The organism is Streptococcus oralis subsp. tigurinus (genome assembly GCF_002093575.1).
GTDB lineage: Bacteria > Bacillota > Bacilli > Lactobacillales > Streptococcaceae > Streptococcus > Streptococcus oralis_CH.
In genome coordinates this window covers 390,412-406,829 of sequence record NZ_LNVH01000001.1, presented here as the reverse complement: position 1 = coordinate 406,829, position 16,418 = coordinate 390,412, and the positions used below count along the sequence as shown (strand labels likewise).

The 16,418-nt window shown below is 37.3% G+C and carries 15 protein-coding genes; 13 read left to right on the top strand and 2 right to left on the bottom strand.

What is annotated here, in order from left to right:
• The first annotated feature begins 2 nt into the window (after positions 1-2).
• The gene (locus tag ATE37_RS02015) at positions 3-1,400 is read left to right on the top strand and encodes an APC family permease (RefSeq protein WP_084867457.1); all 1,398 of its coding nucleotides are present in this window, start codon (positions 3-5) and stop codon (positions 1,398-1,400) included.
• A 22-nt stretch (positions 1,401-1,422) separates the two neighbouring features.
• Here the strand turns inward: ATE37_RS02015 and ATE37_RS02010 are convergent, their stop codons facing one another.
• Complete coding sequence (locus ATE37_RS02010) at positions 1,423-2,271, bottom strand: YitT family protein (RefSeq protein ID WP_000619787.1); 849 nt, start codon at positions 2,269-2,271, stop codon at positions 1,423-1,425.
• Between the two features lie 141 nt (positions 2,272-2,412).
• Here ATE37_RS02010 and ATE37_RS02005 point away from each other — a divergent pair, with 141 nt between their 5' ends.
• Positions 2,413-3,249 (top strand): DegV family protein, encoded by an 837-nt coding sequence (locus tag ATE37_RS02005; RefSeq protein ID WP_084867456.1) that lies wholly within the window; start codon positions 2,413-2,415, stop codon positions 3,247-3,249.
• 107 nt (positions 3,250-3,356) lie between these two features.
• The gene (locus tag ATE37_RS02000) at positions 3,357-3,632 is read left to right on the top strand and encodes an HU family DNA-binding protein (RefSeq protein WP_001284636.1); all 276 of its coding nucleotides are present in this window, start codon (positions 3,357-3,359) and stop codon (positions 3,630-3,632) included.
• Between the two features lie 131 nt (positions 3,633-3,763).
• On the opposite strand, the gene ATE37_RS01995 is transcribed toward ATE37_RS02000, so the two are convergent.
• On the bottom strand, positions 3,764-4,750 hold the full coding sequence (locus ATE37_RS01995; protein ID WP_000204722.1) for an L-lactate dehydrogenase: 987 nt from the start codon (positions 4,748-4,750) through the stop codon (positions 3,764-3,766).
• Between the two features lie 193 nt (positions 4,751-4,943).
• Between ATE37_RS01995 and gyrA the strand changes: the two genes are divergently transcribed.
• The 10 genes from gyrA to ATE37_RS01945 all read left to right on the top strand — a co-directional run bounded on the left by gyrA (position 4,944) and on the right by ATE37_RS01945 (position 16,384).
• A complete protein-coding gene (gene gyrA, locus ATE37_RS01990) occupies positions 4,944-7,412 on the top strand; it encodes a DNA gyrase subunit A (protein ID WP_001154045.1) in 2,469 nt (822 codons plus the stop codon).
• Positions 7,412-8,158 carry a class A sortase gene (locus tag ATE37_RS01985; protein WP_084852316.1) on the top strand — a complete coding sequence of 249 codons (747 nt, stop codon included), beginning with the start codon at positions 7,412-7,414 and terminating at the stop codon, positions 8,156-8,158. The genes gyrA and ATE37_RS01985 overlap by 1 nt, the downstream gene beginning before the upstream one ends.
• 73 nt (positions 8,159-8,231) lie before the next feature.
• The gene (locus tag ATE37_RS01980; protein ID WP_084867455.1) at positions 8,232-8,648 is read left to right on the top strand and encodes a hypothetical protein; all 417 of its coding nucleotides are present in this window, start codon (positions 8,232-8,234) and stop codon (positions 8,646-8,648) included.
• A gap of 26 nt (positions 8,649-8,674) precedes the next feature.
• Positions 8,675-9,304 carry a hypothetical protein gene (locus tag ATE37_RS01975; protein ID WP_084867453.1) on the top strand — a complete coding sequence of 210 codons (630 nt, stop codon included), beginning with the start codon at positions 8,675-8,677 and terminating at the stop codon, positions 9,302-9,304.
• Between the two features lie 373 nt (positions 9,305-9,677).
• Positions 9,678-10,019 carry a hypothetical protein gene (locus ATE37_RS01970; protein WP_084867452.1) on the top strand — a complete coding sequence of 114 codons (342 nt, stop codon included), beginning with the start codon at positions 9,678-9,680 and terminating at the stop codon, positions 10,017-10,019.
• 122 nt (positions 10,020-10,141) lie between these two features.
• Positions 10,142-10,489: a hypothetical protein gene (locus tag ATE37_RS01965; protein WP_084867450.1), complete on the top strand. Its 348-nt coding sequence runs from the start codon at positions 10,142-10,144 to the stop codon at positions 10,487-10,489.
• Positions 10,490-10,613: 124 nt separating this feature from the next.
• Positions 10,614-11,411: a formate/nitrite transporter family protein gene (locus tag ATE37_RS01960; RefSeq protein WP_084867449.1), complete on the top strand. Its 798-nt coding sequence runs from the start codon at positions 10,614-10,616 to the stop codon at positions 11,409-11,411.
• Between the two features lie 150 nt (positions 11,412-11,561).
• Positions 11,562-12,842 (top strand): O-acetylhomoserine aminocarboxypropyltransferase/cysteine synthase family protein, encoded by a 1,281-nt coding sequence (locus tag ATE37_RS01955; RefSeq protein ID WP_084867447.1) that lies wholly within the window; start codon positions 11,562-11,564, stop codon positions 12,840-12,842.
• Positions 12,843-13,358: 516 nt separating this feature from the next.
• On the top strand, positions 13,359-14,258 hold the full coding sequence (locus ATE37_RS01950) for a HamA C-terminal domain-containing protein (RefSeq protein ID WP_084867446.1): 900 nt from the start codon (positions 13,359-13,361) through the stop codon (positions 14,256-14,258).
• The gene (locus tag ATE37_RS01945; protein ID WP_084867445.1) at positions 14,255-16,384 is read left to right on the top strand and encodes a DEAD/DEAH box helicase; all 2,130 of its coding nucleotides are present in this window, start codon (positions 14,255-14,257) and stop codon (positions 16,382-16,384) included. The genes ATE37_RS01950 and ATE37_RS01945 overlap by 4 nt, the downstream gene beginning before the upstream one ends.
• Positions 16,385-16,418: the final 34 nt, after the last annotated feature.

Here is a 16,418-nt window from a genome sequence, read left to right as displayed (position 1 = left end):
GTATGAATATTTTTAGAACCAAGGATGTTAGTCTGAGACAGACAGAGATGCATCGCCATTTGAAATTGTGGGATTTGATTCTTCTAGGGATTGGTGCTATGGTGGGGACGGGGATTTTCACCATTACAGGAACAGCAGCGGCTACCCTAGCTGGTCCATCACTAGTGATTTCCATTGTGATTTCTGCCCTGTGTGTTTCTCTATCAGCCCTCTTTTTTGCAGAATTTGCCTCTCGTGTGCCTGCAACTGGTGGTGCTTATAGTTACCTCTATGCGATTTTAGGAGAATTGCCAGCCTGGATTGCTGGCTGGTTGACCATTATGGAATTCATGACGGCTGTTTCAGGTGTGGCGTCTGGCTGGGCAGCTTACTTTAAGGGATTGCTCAGTAATTATGGTATCGCCATGCCCCAAGCCTTGAATGGAACCTTTAATCCTGAACAGGGAACCTATATCGATCTTCTGCCTATTTTAGTACTGACATTGGTAACGGGATTGGTTTTATTAAATTCTAAGGCAGCTTTGAGATTTAATTCGCTTTTAGTGGTCTTGAAATTCTCAGCTCTCGCCTTATTTATCCTAGTTGGTATTTGGTACATCAAGCCAGAAAATTGGACGAATTTTGCTCCATTTGGTTTTGGTCAACTATATGGTGGAAGTACTGGGATTATGGCGGGCGCATCTTTGATGTTCTTTGGTTTTCTCGGATTTGAGTCTATTTCCATGGCAGTTGATGAAATTCAAAGTCCGCAAAAAAATATTCCCCGCGGAATCGTACTTTCTCTGACGATCGTCACCATTCTCTATGCCTTGGTAACCTTAGTATTGACAGGGATTGTTCACTACAGTAAGCTCAATGTGGACGATGCAGTAGCATTTTCATTACGGAGTATTGGTATCGGCTGGGCGGCCAATTATGTTTCGCTTGTAGCCATTCTAACCTTGATAACCGTATGTATCTCCATGACTTATGCTTTATCTCGGATGATTTATAGCTTAGCACGTGATGGACTTTTACCTCAAAGTTTCAAACAATTAAGCAAGACTAGTCGCGTTCCTAAAAATGCAACCCTCTTAACAGGAGTTGCTTCAGCCATTGCTGCAGGAGTCTTTCCTTTAGCCAGTATTGCAGCCTTCTTAAATATCTGTACGCTAGCTTATCTCATTTTGCTAGCCTACGGAATAATAAAACTCAGAAAGGATAAGGGTATGCCAAAAGAGGGAGAGTTTAAAACTCCTTTGGTACCACTTTTGCCAATCCTTTCCATCCTTATCTGTGTTTCCTTTATGCTTCAATATAGCCTAGATACCTGGATTGCCTTTGGCATCGCTCTTCTAGTTGGTCTAGTCATTTACTTTACTTACGGGTTCCGCCATTCAACCCTCGCAGAAGAAGAATAAAAGCTGGGAATTCCCAGCTTTTTTAATCTTTCACATAAGTAAATCCTTCACCCAGAATTTCATGAGCCTCAGTGATGGTGATAAAGGCTTGAGGATCGATTTTGTGAATCATATCTTTCATTTTAACGATTTCGTTTCGACCGACGATACAGTAGATAATTTTTAAATCCTTTTTGCTGTAGTAGCCTTGACCAGATATAAAGGTAACGCCACGTCCGAGTTCATCGTTAATCTCTTTGGCCAATTGATCAGGATATTGGGTAATAATCATAAATCCTTTACCAGCATAACCTCCTTCGCCTATCAAGTCGATAACACGAGCGATGATAAAGTCAAATAAGAGGGTATAGGTAACTAGACGAAGGTCCTGGAAGATAATCAAAATCAACATTAGAATAAAAAAGTCAATCCCAAAGAGCAATTTACCAATCGAAATATTGGTGTATTTGTTGAGGATACGGGCAACGATATCAGAGCCACCAGTGGTTCCACCAGCATTAAAGATAATTCCTAAACCAACCCCCAGTAAGACTCCTGAGACTAAAGCGACAATGATGAGATCCCCTTGCAAGTCGATGTGCAAAGGAATGCGCTCAAAGATTGCTAGCCAAACGGAAAGTGAAATAGATCCTAGAAGGCTAGAGTAGAGGGTCTTAGGTCCAAATATCTTCCAAGCCAGGATAAATAAAGGGATATTAATTAAGAGGTTCATCAATGAGACAGGAATCTTAAAAAGATAGTAGGTAATCAAGGTAATACCTGTCGCCCCTCCCTCAAATAAATGATAAGGAACAACAAAGTAAGTAAGACCGAAGGCATAGATAGCAGCTCCAAGAATAATGGTGATAATCGGTTGAAGTTTTCGAATCATGGCTGTTCCTCACTTTTCTATAGATAGATTATACCAAAAATTCAGTTCTTTTCATCGGATCGCTTATGATTTTTTATCATTTTTTTGATATAATAAAGGAGAAAATCCCAATCCTATCGAGAAGACTAGAAAGATTGAATTATGACACAAGTAAAAATTGTAACGGACTCTTCTGTTACTATCGAACCAGAAGTAGTTAAAGAATTAAATATCACTGTTGTCCCTCTATCAGTTATGATTGATAGTGTGCTTTATTCGGATGCAGATTTGAAAGAGGGAGAATTCCTTCATCTTATGCAACAAAGTAAGAATCTGCCTAAAACAAGCCAGCCCCCTGTAGGAGTGTTTGCTGAGGTCTTTGAAGAACTAGGTAAAGATGGCAGTCAAATTATCGCCATTCACATGTCCCATGCCTTGTCTGGAACTGTGGAAGCTGCTCGCCAAGGGGCCAGCCTCTCAACTGCTGATGTAACGGTTATTGATAGTTCCTTTACAGATCAAGCAATGAAGTTCCAAGTTGTTGAAGCCGCAAAACTTGCTAAAGAAGGTAAAGATTTAGAAACGATTCTAGCTCATGTAGAGGACGTCAAAAATCATACAGAACTCTATATCGGTGTTTCGACGCTAGAAAACTTAGTTAAAGGTGGTCGTATTGGACGTGTGACAGGATTACTAAGCTCACTCTTGAATATTCGTGTAGTAATGCAGATGAAAAACCACGAACTTCAACCAATCGTCAAAGGACGTGGAGCGAAAACTTTCAAAAAGTGGCTTGAGGAATTAACCAATACTCTTTCTCAAAAATCAGTTGCAGAGATTGGAATTTCCTACGCTGGAACGAACGAATGGGCGAATGAAATGAAGGCATTATTGCAACCTTATGTTGAGAAACCAATCTCTGTATTGGAAACTGGCTCTATTATTCAAACTCATACTGGAGAGAATGCTTGGGCGATTCTAATTCGCTACAATTCCTAAAAAAATAGAGAAAAAATGGTCAAAATAGTGTTTTTGACTTGACCTATAGCCGATTTTAGGATATGATTATATTTGTTAATTAGAAATTATTTGGAGGATTTGTTAACATGGCAAACAAACAAGATTTGATCGCTAAAGTAGCAGAAGCTACAGAATTGACTAAGAAAGATTCAGCAGCAGCAGTTGACGCTGTATTTGCAGCAGTAACTGAATACCTTGCAGCTGGTGAAAAAGTTCAATTGATCGGTTTCGGTAACTTTGAAGTTCGTGAGCGTGCTGCACGTAAAGGTCGCAACCCACAAACTGGTAAAGAAATCAAAATCGCAGCTTCTAAAGTTCCAGCATTCAAAGCTGGTAAAGCTCTTAAAGACGCTGTTAAATAATGAATTTTCAAAAAGCCTATTGTATCAAGCTTCATTGTTTGGTAGATAGGCTTTTTTTGTTTATTTGAAAAGTTGAGTTATGATTCTGTGCAAAAAGAAAAAGGTTCCCATGTTTGAGAACCTTCTTTTCATTAGTTTTTAGAAGCTGCTTGGAATTCAGGGTTTTTCCATGCTTCATCAATGATAGCTTGCAATTCTTTAGCAGATGCTTGCATTTTTTGAGTTTCAGCATCGTTCAATGGGATGTTTACTGGACGAACGATACCGTGTGCACCAACAACAGCTGGTTGACCGATAAAGACGTTTTTAACACCGTATTGACCTTCTTGGAAGACTGAAAGTGGAAGTACTGCATTTTCGTCATCAAGGATTGCTTTTGTGATACGAGCAAGTGCTACAGCGATACCGTAGTAGGTAGCTCCTTTTTTGTTGATGATTGTGTAGGCAGCGTCACGAACACCTTCGAACAATTCAATCAATTCAGCTTCTTGAACGTTTTGAGTGTCTTTAAGGAATTCTTCAAGGTTTACACCAGCGATGTTAGCGTGTGACCAAACCGCAAATTCAGAATCTCCGTGTTCACCCATGATGTAGGCGTGAACGGAACGAGCATCAACATCCAATTTTTCAGCAAGTGCTTGACGGAAACGTGCTGAGTCAAGTGAAGTACCTGAACCGATAACACGTTCTTTAGGGAATCCAGAGAATTTCCAAGTTGAGTAAGTCAAAACATCAACTGGGTTAGCTGCAACAAGGAAGATACCATCGAAACCTGATTCAACAACTTGTGTTACAATTGATTTGTTGATAGCCAAGTTTTTACCTACAAGGTCAAGGCGAGTTTCACCTGGTTTTTGAGGAGCACCTGCAGTGATAACAACAAGGTCAGCGTCTGCACAGTCAGAGTATTGAGCAGCGTAGATTTTTTTAGGTGAAGTGAAGGCAAGGGCGTGGCTAAGGTCAAGCGCATCACCAACAGCTTTTTCGTGTAATTGTGGAATTTCAATAATTCCAAGCTCTTGTGCAATTCCTTGGTTAACAAGTGCGAAAGCGTAAGATGAACCTACGGCACCGTCACCAACAAGGATCACTTTTTTGTGTTGTTTAGTTGAAGTCATTATCTAAACATCTCCTTCATTTTTTTTAGGGGAATCCCCAGACACTTTCATTCTATCACTTTTAAAAAGCTTTGTCACGAATATTCTATTCGGTTATTGATGTAAACGTTTTAGTGGTTTTCAAAGACTGAAATGAAGGACAAATTATGGTATAATATATCTAATTACTAATAGTGAAATGAGGCATTTATGAATGCAGGATAGAAATTTAGTGAATGTCAATCTGACAAAGGAGATGAAGACCAGCTTTATCGACTACGCCATGAGCGTTATCGTCGCGCGGGCCCTTCCTGATGTTCGAGATGGCTTAAAACCTGTTCACCGTCGTATTCTTTATGGAATGAATGAACTAGGTGTTACACCAGACAAACCTCATAAAAAGTCGGCCCGTATTACAGGGGATGTTATGGGTAAATACCACCCACACGGAGATTCCTCTATTTACGAAGCCATGGTTCGTATGGCCCAGTGGTGGAGTTACCGTTACATGCTTGTTGATGGGCATGGAAACTTTGGTTCTATGGACGGGGACGGTGCTGCCGCGCAGCGGTACACTGAGGCACGTATGAGCAAGATTGCTCTTGAAATGCTTCGTGATATCAACAAAAACACAGTTGATTTCGTAGACAACTACGATGCTAACGAACGTGAACCCTTGGTCTTGCCAGCTCGTTTTCCAAACCTTTTGGTCAATGGAGCAACGGGTATCGCTGTTGGGATGGCAACCAATATTCCACCTCACAACTTGGGTGAAACCATTGATGCAGTGAAGTTGGTTATGGATAATCCTGAAGTGACGACTAAGGACTTGATGGAAGTCTTGCCTGGTCCAGATTTTCCAACCGGTGCTCTTGTCATGGGGAAATCAGGTATCCATAAGGCTTATGAGACTGGTAAAGGTTCAATCGTTCTTCGTTCTCGTACAGAGATTGAAACCACTAAGACGGGTCGTGAGCGTATCGTTGTAACGGAATTCCCTTATATGGTTAACAAAACCAAGGTGCATGAGCATATTGTTCGCTTGGTTCAGGAAAAACGAATTGAGGGCATTACAGCTGTACGTGATGAGTCCAATCGTGAAGGCGTTCGTTTTGTAATCGAGGTTAAACGCGACGCGTCTGCCAACGTTATCCTTAACAACCTCTTCAAGATGACCCAGATGCAAACCAACTTTGGTTTCAACATGTTGGCGATTGAAAATGGTGTGCCAAAAATCTTGTCCCTTCGTCAAATTTTGGATGCTTATATCGAGCACCAAAAAGAAGTGGTTGTTCGTCGTACTCGTTTTGACAAGGAAAAAGCAGAAGCGCGTGCGCACATCTTAGAAGGTCTTTTAATCGCGCTAGACCATATTGATGAAGTGATTCGTATCATTCGTGCCAGTGAAACAGATGCGGAAGCGCAAGCTGAGTTGATGAGCAAGTTCAAGCTTTCTGAGCGTCAAAGTCAGGCTATCCTTGATATGCGTCTTCGTCGTTTGACAGGATTGGAACGTGATAAGATTCAGTCTGAATATGATGAATTGATTGCCTTGATTGCAGATTTGGCTGATATTCTTGCCAAACCTGAGCGCGTGGCGCAAATTATCAAAGAGGAATTGGACGAAGTCAAACGCAAGTTTGGTGACAAGCGTCGTACGGAGTTGATGATCGGAGAAGTCTTAACACTTGAAGATGAAGATTTGATTGAAGAAACGGATGTCTTGATTACCCTATCTAACAAGGGCTATATCAAACGTTTGGACCAAGGTGAGTTCACCGCACAAAAACGTGGTGGCCGTGGAGTTCAAGGTACGGGAGTTAAGGATGATGACTTTGTGCGTGAGTTGGTTTCAACCAGCACCCATGATCATCTGCTCTTCTTTACCAATAAAGGGCGCGTATACCGACTTAAAGGTTATGAAATCCCTGAATACGGTCGTACTGCTAAGGGCTTGCCAGTTGTCAATCTTTTGAAGTTGGACGAAGGTGAGAGCATTCAGACCATCATCAACGTTGAGTCTGAACGTAGTGATGACGCCTATCTCTTCTTTACAACTCGTCACGGTATTGTGAAGAGAACCAGTGTCAAAGAGTTCGCTAATATTCGTCAAAATGGACTTAAAGCCTTGAATCTCAAGGATGAAGACGAATTGATTAATGTCTTGCTGACAGAAGAAGATACGGATATTATCATTGGTACCAAGTTTGGTTATGCTGTTCGCTTTAATCAATCAGCTGTACGTGGCATGAGCCGTATCGCGACTGGTGTTCGAGGAGTCAATCTTCGTGAGGGTGACACAGTAGTTGGCGCTAGCGTTATTACAAACCAAGATGAGGTTCTTATTATCACTGAAAAAGGATATGGTAAACGTACACTTGCTACTGAATATCCTACTAAAGGCCGTGGTGGTAAAGGGATGAAGACAGCCAATGTTGCTGAGAAGAATGGTCCTCTGGCAGGTCTCCTCACTGTTAAGGGAGATGAAGACCTGATGATTATCACAGATACAGGTGTCATGATCCGTACAAACGTTGCCAATATTTCACAAACGGGACGCTCAACTATGGGAGTTAAGGTGATGCGTCTAGATCAGGATGCTAAGATTGTAACCTTTACAACGGTTGCTGCGGCAGAAAAAGAAGAAGTTGGGACTGAAATTGAAACAGAAGGTGAAGCATAATGTCTCATAAAAAAACGAAAAGTAAGAAGAATAAGCGTAGGAATCTATTTCTCAATATTTTAGCGGTTTTCTTAATTCTTTTATCCTTAGCTTTGATTTTTAATTCAAAGATTCGAGATCTCTTTATGGTGTGGAATACCAATAAATACCAAGTCAATCAGGTTACTAAAGAAAATATAGATGAAAATCTCAAAACAGAAGGAAATTTTGATTTTGATTCGGTTAAATCTATTTCATCTGAAGCAGTTCTAGCCGCTCAGTGGGACGCTCAGAAGCTTCCCGTTATTGGAGGAATTGCTATTCCCGAAGTGGAGATTAACTTGCCGATTTTCAAAGGGTTGGATAATGTAAACTTGTTCTACGGAGCAGGAACCATGAAACCAGACCAAAAAATGGGAGAGGGCAACTATTCTCTAGCCAGTCACCATATCTTTACTGCTGAAAATGCCAGTCAAATGCTCTTTTCACCTTTAGTTAACGCTAAAGCGGGTATGAAAATTTACCTGACTGATAAGGATAAGGTTTATACTTATGAGATTACGGAAGTTAAACACGTTACTCCGGACCGAGTAGATGAAATCGAAGATCGTGATGGTATCAAAGAAATCACATTGGTGACCTGTGTGGACTATAATGCGACAGAGCGGATTATTGTTAAAGGTGATTTTAAAGAAGTTAAAGCTTATTCTGAAACATCTGATGATATCCTAAGCGCCTTTAATAAGCCATATAAACAACGTTATTAACCTCAAAAACCAGTGAATTGTATTTTTCACTGGTTTTTGTCAAATAGAAGCGTCAGTCAAAGGAGAATGATGCATGTTCGAATATTTTTTGTTTGGAATGAAAACGATGTGGGAAAGTCCTGTCTTTAGTTTTGCCTTTTACTTATTAGCCTCTATTCTTTTACTAATCTTTTGGCGACGTTTTATAATTGTCCGTCGTAGTGGTGGTGATTTTTTTGCCCCGTTTCACATTGCCAATGGGAGATTTTATATTCACAATGCTTTTGTATCTGTGAAGAGAATCATTCCGCTGAATAACATCAGAAGGATTGAAGTCAAATATATTCGAAGTGTCAAATTGAATGGGGCAAGGTATCATTTGTTTATCGAAAGAAAAGATGGAAAAGCTGTCAGTTTTTTCTTCGGACAATCAAAACAGAATGATCTCCTTGTGAAGAATCTAAAGAATGAAACTAAAAACTATCATATTAGAATTGTAATAGATGGATAAGTGTTTAGTTTAAGAAAGGAATGATCATGGATAAGCTACAAGAAGTCAGAGAAAATGAACAGTTAAGGACCTTACTGATGACTGAATGTGATATTTATTTTTATGACAAGATAAGTGAAGTTCAGTTTTCAGGGAACAATGAGGAATACTCTCTTGCCTGTAAGGCATTTGCTCAAGACGGTAGTGGGGGAGAATATGTTTTTCTCGAAGATAACAGCATAGGCTTTATCGGAAGTGAGGGCCAAGTGGGGAGAGTAGCAGAAAGTCTGGATGACTTACTGACATTCCTACTTCACGCAGGTTGTATTTCGGATCTTAGCTGTCGGTATCTTTATCAGAACACAGACTTATTGAAAGCATTTTGTAGGGGCTATGTGTCTAAAATACGAGAAAGCTATCAGGCTAAGCAGGAAAATTGGGATCTGGTACGAGGAAGTATGGCTCAAAAACTATCACTTGATTTCAATCCCCAAAAACTAGAAAAAGTAGCCATGACATTTTATCAAGCAGCGACAAGGAAGCCTGTCTTTTCCTGTAAGTATATAGACGGTGAAGAAGAGTATACCTGCGATTCAGTCTTGTCGGACATTGTAGGCTTGTGGACGACAGAACTTGTAGGCATGAGTAGAGAAGAAATTGAAAACTATAAAATTTGATGATGTATGATGCTTGCAAGATGATCATTCAACTTTAATGGTATCTTTTCAATGTGAAAGGAAACTGGTCAGTAGGTTGAAAGATTTATCGTAAGAAACCGAAGAATGCTTGGCATAAGAGAGGATAGATAATGAGTCAGTTAAGAGAAAAGTCTTTCGTTACGCTCAAAGAAGACATAACAAGTAGATCTCCATTTGACAAGGATCTTCCTATGATATTCTTGGGAGGAATTACCAATATGGCTGGACACTGAATCTTCATAGGAAAATCGGGGGAAGTGTTATTTTGGATATCATATTTCACATTTTAGAGAACTAAGTGAAGATGAGATATAGGACTTTCGCAGTAGGAAAAATAGATGAGGAGTTGAGAATGAATAATCAGATTGACTTGGCACTTCCGAACCCATACGCAGAATTCTTGAGTAAAATCGACAAAGCAGGAGAGTTGATAATAGAGAATACAGGCATCACCTTATACTCAAGACTAGATTTGCTAGAAAGAAACTCCACCTACCAAATAGAAGAGTGGGAACCTGATTTTTTCCTGATTGGGCAAGATGGGGATGTCGCTTTTTTTATAAAGAAAGATTCTGACGACACTATTTATATGAATAATTTGGGGGCATTAGGTTCACTGGAAATGAAACCCATATCTTTGAATATTTTCGAGTTTGTGAAACAAGCGAGTGAACATTATGATGATATCTTCTAATCATTGCAAGTGTTGTTATTTTATCGTACGCGTGTGTGGAAGACATTTTTATGAAATCATTTGAACATTTTGATTAATGTTAATAAATTTTTAGTAAATGATAATGATTTGGAGAGTGAACAATGAATTTTGATGAGAGTTTACAGCAATACACTTATGAGCATGAAGGAGTGACCTTTGTTTGGGACGAAGAGCCTGATTGTGACTTTATAGATAAAGTTGAACTGTTATCAAAAAATTATCAGGAAAATCTCAATAGAATTATCAACTTCATGCTAGCTGATCTTAAGGAAATGTATGGAGCAGTCAGCGAGGAAGATGTGAAGAACAAGCTGGGGAAACCTATCATTGACTACAATCAAGGAACAGTTAGTTATTGTGAGCAAACCTTCGATGACTGGCACCTATTTGAGTTTGAATTTTGGGATGATCAATTTGAAACATTGAAATGTTTTTCTGTTAATGGGTAAAGGAGAGATTTATGGAATTCCCCCAATGCCTTGATTTTCTTTGTAGAAAACGTATACAAGAAAGGCTTTTCAAAATGCGTGCTTTATGTTATAATATTCACAAATAAAAGTTTAGGAGTTTTTTATGGTCTCTTCAGAATTTATATCAAAGATTGAATTTGCTTGTAAGAAGAAGGAAAGTCTTTACAGTCAAAGTAAGTTTAAGTATGCGATTCGTTCTATGTTTGCAGGTGCTTTTCTAACATTTAGTACGGCTGCAGGTGCAGTTGGGGTTGACTTGATTAATAAGATCGCTCCAGGTAGTGGACGTTTTCTCTTCCCATTTATTTTTGCTTGGGGATTGGCCTACATTGTTTTCTTGAATGCTGAACTGGTAACTTCAAATATGATGTTTTTGACAGCTGGTAGTTTCTTGAAAAAAATCTCTTGGAGAAAAACAGCTGAGATTTTACTTTACTGTACCTTGTTCAACCTTATCGGAGCTTTGATTGCAGGTTGGGGCTTTGCCCACTCAGCAGTCTATGCAAATCTGACACATGATAGCTTCATTTCAGGGGTTGTAGAGATGAAGTTAGGCCGTTCCAATGAGCTAGTCTTACTTGAAGGTATTTTAGCCAATATCTTTGTAAACATTGCCATTCTTTCCTTTGTTTTGGTGAAAGATGGTGGGGCCAAACTTTGGCTCGTTTTGTCAGCAATTTACATGTTTGTATTCTTAACAAACGAACACATTGCTGCGAACTTTGCTTCTTTTGCGATTGTTAAGTTCAGTGTTGCAGCTGATTCAATTGCTAACTTTGACATACCAAATATTCTTCGTCACTGGGGTGTAACCTTTATCGGAAACTTTATCGGAGGAGGTCTCTTGATGGGCTTGCCATACGCCTTCCTCAATAAAAATGAAGATACTTATGTCGATTAAAGAAATGAGCACGAGTGAATCGTGCTTTTTTGTTTGATGTGTAAGACTAGTCATAGTTGTTCCTTATATCAAAATATAAGAAAACGGTATTGGAAAAGACTAGCCCAAGATGATACAATATCCCTAATGAAGCTATTTGGAGGTCGTCTTATGACTCGTGATTTTAAATTTGAAACTCTACAATTACATGCTGGGCAAGTAGTTGATCCAGCAACTAAGTCTCGTGCAGTACCGATTTATCAAACAACATCCTTCGTTTTTGATGACACGCAGGAAGGTGCGGATCTGTTTGCTTTGAGAAAACCGGGGAACATTTATACTCGTATTACCAACCCTACAACAGCGGCATTTGAAGAAAGAATCGCTGCTCTTGAAGGTGGTGTTGGAGCACTAGCGACAGCATCAGGGATGGCTGCTGTAACCTACACTATTTTGGCGCTTGCTCACGCAGGTGACCATGTGGTGGCTGCGTCAACTATTTACGGTGGGACCTTCAACCTCTTGAAAGAAACCCTTCCTCGTTATGGGATCACAACAACCTTTGTGGATGTGGATAATTTGGAAGAAGTGGAAGCAGCTATCAATGACAATACAAAGCTTGTCTTGATTGAAACCTTGGGGAATCCCTTGATTAACATTCCTGACTTGGAAAAATTGGCTGAGATTGCGCATAAACACCAGATTCCTCTCGTTTCAGACAACACTTTTGCCACACCATATTTGATTAACGTCTTCTCTCACGGTGTAGATATTGCCATTCACTCAGCAACTAAGTTTATTGGTGGACATGGTACGACTATTGGAGGAGTGATTGTCGATAGCGGTCGTTTTGACTGGGAAGCTTCAGGAAAATTCCCTCAATTTGTTGAGGAAGACCCAAGTTACCATAACTTGAGCTATACTCGTGATGTGGGTGCAGCAGCCTTTATTATCGCTGTTCGTGTTCAATTGCTCCGTGATACAGGTGCTGCCTTGTCGCCATTTAATGCCTTTCTCTTGCTCCAAGGGCTTGAAACTCTCTCTCTTCGTGTTGAACGTCATGTGCAAAATGCAGAGAAAATTGTTGATTTCCTTGTCAACCATCCTAAGGTAGAGAAGGTAAATTATCCAAAACTAGCTGAGAGTCCTTATCATACCTTGGCTGAGAAATATTTGCCAAAAGGTGTTGGTTCAATCTTTACCTTCCATGTTAAAGGCGGAGAGGCAGAAGCTCGCAAGGTAATTGATAATTTGGAAATCTTCTCTGACCTTGCAAACGTGGCAGATGCCAAATCTCTTGTTGTCCATCCTGCGACAACCACTCACGGTCAGTTGTCAGAAAAAGATCTAGAAGCAGCAGGTGTAACACCAAACCAAATTCGCTTGTCGATCGGTCTTGAAAATGTAGAGGATTTGATTGAAGATTTGCGCTTGGCCTTGGAAAAAATTTAAAGAAAGCGTATAAATAATTTGTAACTAATTATTAAATGAACTATATAAGGCTAGTATTATCTAGTCTTATATAGTTTATTTTGCTATAATAGTTTAAAATATGATTAGTATTATTGCTATGAGATTATTAAAGAAGAATATTAAGTAAACTTTAAGATGAACATAGAATCATTAAGAAAGGCAAAGAAACTACTTGTCTCTAAAAATTAACTTAAATTTTCAACTTAAGAAGGTTTAAGGGATGAACGTTTGATTCAGGAATAGTAATAATAACAAATGAAACTAATCAGAATTAAAGTATAGATGTAGAAGAAATTAGTCCTGATTCTGACTTATAAGATTCAGTTAGATAAATTAGTTTCAAACAAAATGAAAAATTTTTGAGGACTTAGAATAGCTGGAAAGTTTTCCATTTTATCACTTAATTGTGTTGTGCCAAGAGTGATTATGTGAAATTGTTAAAAAGTAAAGTTTGATTTTGAAAAAAATAATTATAAATAAAAGGAGAAATTCTAAATGAGTCATTGCCATTCTGAACATAAAGAAATTAGTAATAATGTTCATACATTTTATATCGGATTTGATTTAGATGATTTTGGCAAGATTTCACAAGTAAAAAAGAAGTTTTATGATGAATTGTTTGACGACATTGCTTCTTTTGCTTTCGGATCACATAATGTAATGAAGAGAATCAAAGAACCTCAGGATATTTCTAAAGTTCAGAGGGAAGCATTGAGAAAAATGTATAATATCCCAGAATTACAAGAAGCCAGTAAGTACTATCTTGAATCAGATTTAGTAGAGGATAAGTATCTTAAGCGTGGTGAGTTTGGAGAGTTGCTTTTATATCATCTGCTACATGAATATTTTAATGCTGATGCTTTAATTTCAAAAATCTATTTCAAGGATAGCATGGGTCTACCAGCGCATGGTTTTGATGCAGTCCACGTGGATTCTGATAATCAAATTTTGTGGATTGGAGAATCTAAATTATATTCTGATTCTAGTTCTGCTATTGATGCTTTGATGAAAGATTTGGAAGAACATTTTAGAATATCTTTTTTTGATTCTGAGTTTGTTATTATTGAAAATCGTGTTCATGATAGTGATATAGAACTTGATGATTTTATGAAAAAATTAATTAATCCGCAAACAAAAGTTTTGGATAAACTTGTAAATATTAATATTGCATTATTCGCTGGATTTGATAGTAAGTCATTGCAAGAGTTTAAAGATGAAGAGTCATTTAAGAAAAAACTAGAATCAGAGATTGAGATTTTAGAACAAAAAGCGTTCAAAAAAATAAAAACTCATCCATGGAATGAACATTTAAATGTATTTTTATTTCCCGTTGACGATAAAAAAGAATTTGTTAAAGATCTACATTTAAAATTAAAAGGGGCGCAACAAGGATGAAAAATATTGAGGAATTTCTAGGATATTCTGAGTTGAAAAATTTTGAAGAAAATTTTGAACTTATTAAACATATTTCTAGTATTATTGATACGTCTGATGCTAGAAAAGTAATAATTCATATCTTAGATATCTGGGAGAATGTAAATAATAATGCAAAAGAAATGTGGATTGATTTGATTGGACGAGCAGGATTTTATCCATATTATATTGAAAAAGTTTTTAAAGAAAAATTAACTCTGTCACTTCAGGATCAAATAAAAACAGAATTTTTTAAATCTGATTATCTTCCAAACATATATTTCCATGAACAGCAAAAGGAAATAGAAATAGCCTTATCCAATGGATATAATATAGCTGTAAGCGCGCCAACTAGTTTTGGAAAAAGCTTACTTATCGAAGAGATTGTAGCAAGAAAACAATTCTGTAATATTTTAATTATACAACCGACTCTTGCATTAATTGATGAAACAAGAAAAAAACTATCAAAGTATAAAGGAGATTATAATTTAATAATTAATACTCGCCAAAAGGTTCTTGAGAAAAATATTTTCATTTTAACAGCCGAACGAGTGTTAGAATTTCCAAATCTTCCAAGTATAGATTTTTTTGTCATTGATGAATTTTATAAAATTTGTAATCGTCTAAATGATAGTAGAATTGATTCTTTGAATGTTGCATTACTAAGAGTTATGAAACATAATACCCAAGCAATGTTCTTAACTCCGACTGTAGATTCTCTATCGGAGGCTTTTCGGGATAAGTATAAAGTTTCTTTTTTTAAAACAGATTATGCTTTAGTAAATACTAATGTCATTGAGGTTAGGAATAGAAATAATAATTTATTATCTGGTAACTCTAAAAAAAATAAATTATTTGAAATGCTATATAAACAAGAAGAATCAAGTATTGTATATGTAAAATCTCCGAATGAAGCCTATAAACTTGCCAAAGAATATGTTGACTATTTACGCAAAAATAAGATTGAGACTGAAAATAAAAAATTAGATATATTTGAATGGATTGATAATAATATATCTCCTCATTGGCAATTAAAAGAAATGTTAGAACATGGTGTAGGGGCACACAACGGAGCACTCCCAAGGCATGTAGTAACTTCAGAAATTGATTTATTTAACAAAAAGAAAATTAAAGTACTTTTTGCAACGGTTTCATTGATTGAAGGCGTGAACACAGTTGCGAAAAATATGTTTGTATATAGTCAACATAAAGGTGATAACAAAATAGACTTTTTTGATTTTGCAAATATACGTGGTCGGGCAGGTAGAATGAATGAGCATTTTACTGGAAATGTTTATGTATTTATTGATGAAATTGAAGATGAACATCTCACTATTGATGTGCCTAGTGTTGATCAGAATCCTGTGTCAGATGAAATTTTAATTAATATTTCAAGTAACGAAGTGAAAGATATTGAACGAAAACAGAGATTGGAAGATGGTTTAGATAATGAAATTTTAGAAATTATTAAGAATAATCTTATTTCAGTAGAAGGTCAGAAGTCTTTATATCGCTTTATAGAAAAAGAGCAAAAAACTGGGGGAATAGACTATTTAATGTGGGATGGTATACCTAGTTATGATAAATTATGGCAAACTCTTTACCTAGGATATAAATTTTTGAAATCAAATGATAGAATCGGTTTTGTGCAAAGCAGAGCTGTAATGTCGCTTAAATTTGTCAATCTTTCATTAAGAAAAGTTATTGAACAACAGTACGAATACTATTTATTAAAAAAAAGAACAGATCCTTTAAATAGTGCCATTGATTTTGTTTTGAAATTTCAAAAAACAGAAGCTGGGTACGAAATACCTAAAATTTTATCTGTGATTGATTCTATACAAAAACATGTGTTCAATAAATTAGGTTTGCCTGCTGGGGACTATTCTGTATTTGCCTCTTTATTAGAGAATGAACAGATTGATGAAAGATTACAATTTTTAATTGATTATGGTGTACCAAGTTCAGCTGTAAAAAAAATTAGAAATATACCTGATAATCTTATTGAAGATTATCAGGTAATACAATATCTGAGAAGAAATTTATCTATTATAATTAGGAATTTGATTCCTTATGAAGCAAATTTATTACAAGAAGCAATACGGTAGATATGAAAAAGACCCTAAAGAAGTGGATTAGAGT

Coding starts and splice junctions, on each gene's coding strand:
- ATE37_RS02000 (WP_001284636.1), top strand. CDS start 3,357: ATGGCAAACAAACAAGATTTGATCGCTAAAGTAGCAGAAGCTACAGAA.
- ATE37_RS01965 (WP_084867450.1), top strand. CDS start 10,142: ATGAATTTTGATGAGAGTTTACAGCAATACACTTATGAGCATGAAGGA.
- ATE37_RS01985 (WP_084852316.1), top strand. CDS start 7,412: ATGTCTCATAAAAAAACGAAAAGTAAGAAGAATAAGCGTAGGAATCTA.
- gyrA (WP_001154045.1), top strand. CDS start 4,944: ATGCAGGATAGAAATTTAGTGAATGTCAATCTGACAAAGGAGATGAAG.
- ATE37_RS01950 (WP_084867446.1), top strand. CDS start 13,359: ATGAGTCATTGCCATTCTGAACATAAAGAAATTAGTAATAATGTTCAT.
- ATE37_RS01970 (WP_084867452.1), top strand. CDS start 9,678: ATGAATAATCAGATTGACTTGGCACTTCCGAACCCATACGCAGAATTC.
- ATE37_RS02015 (WP_084867457.1), top strand. CDS start 3: ATGAATATTTTTAGAACCAAGGATGTTAGTCTGAGACAGACAGAGATG.
- ATE37_RS01960 (WP_084867449.1), top strand. CDS start 10,614: ATGGTCTCTTCAGAATTTATATCAAAGATTGAATTTGCTTGTAAGAAG.
- ATE37_RS01945 (WP_084867445.1), top strand. CDS start 14,255: ATGAAAAATATTGAGGAATTTCTAGGATATTCTGAGTTGAAAAATTTT.
- ATE37_RS02010 (WP_000619787.1), bottom strand. CDS start 2,271: ATGATTCGAAAACTTCAACCGATTATCACCATTATTCTTGGAGCTGCT.
- ATE37_RS01995 (WP_000204722.1), bottom strand. CDS start 4,750: ATGACTTCAACTAAACAACACAAAAAAGTGATCCTTGTTGGTGACGGT.
- ATE37_RS02005 (WP_084867456.1), top strand. CDS start 2,413: ATGACACAAGTAAAAATTGTAACGGACTCTTCTGTTACTATCGAACCA.
- ATE37_RS01980 (WP_084867455.1), top strand. CDS start 8,232: ATGTTCGAATATTTTTTGTTTGGAATGAAAACGATGTGGGAAAGTCCT.
- ATE37_RS01955 (WP_084867447.1), top strand. CDS start 11,562: ATGACTCGTGATTTTAAATTTGAAACTCTACAATTACATGCTGGGCAA.
- ATE37_RS01975 (WP_084867453.1), top strand. CDS start 8,675: ATGGATAAGCTACAAGAAGTCAGAGAAAATGAACAGTTAAGGACCTTA.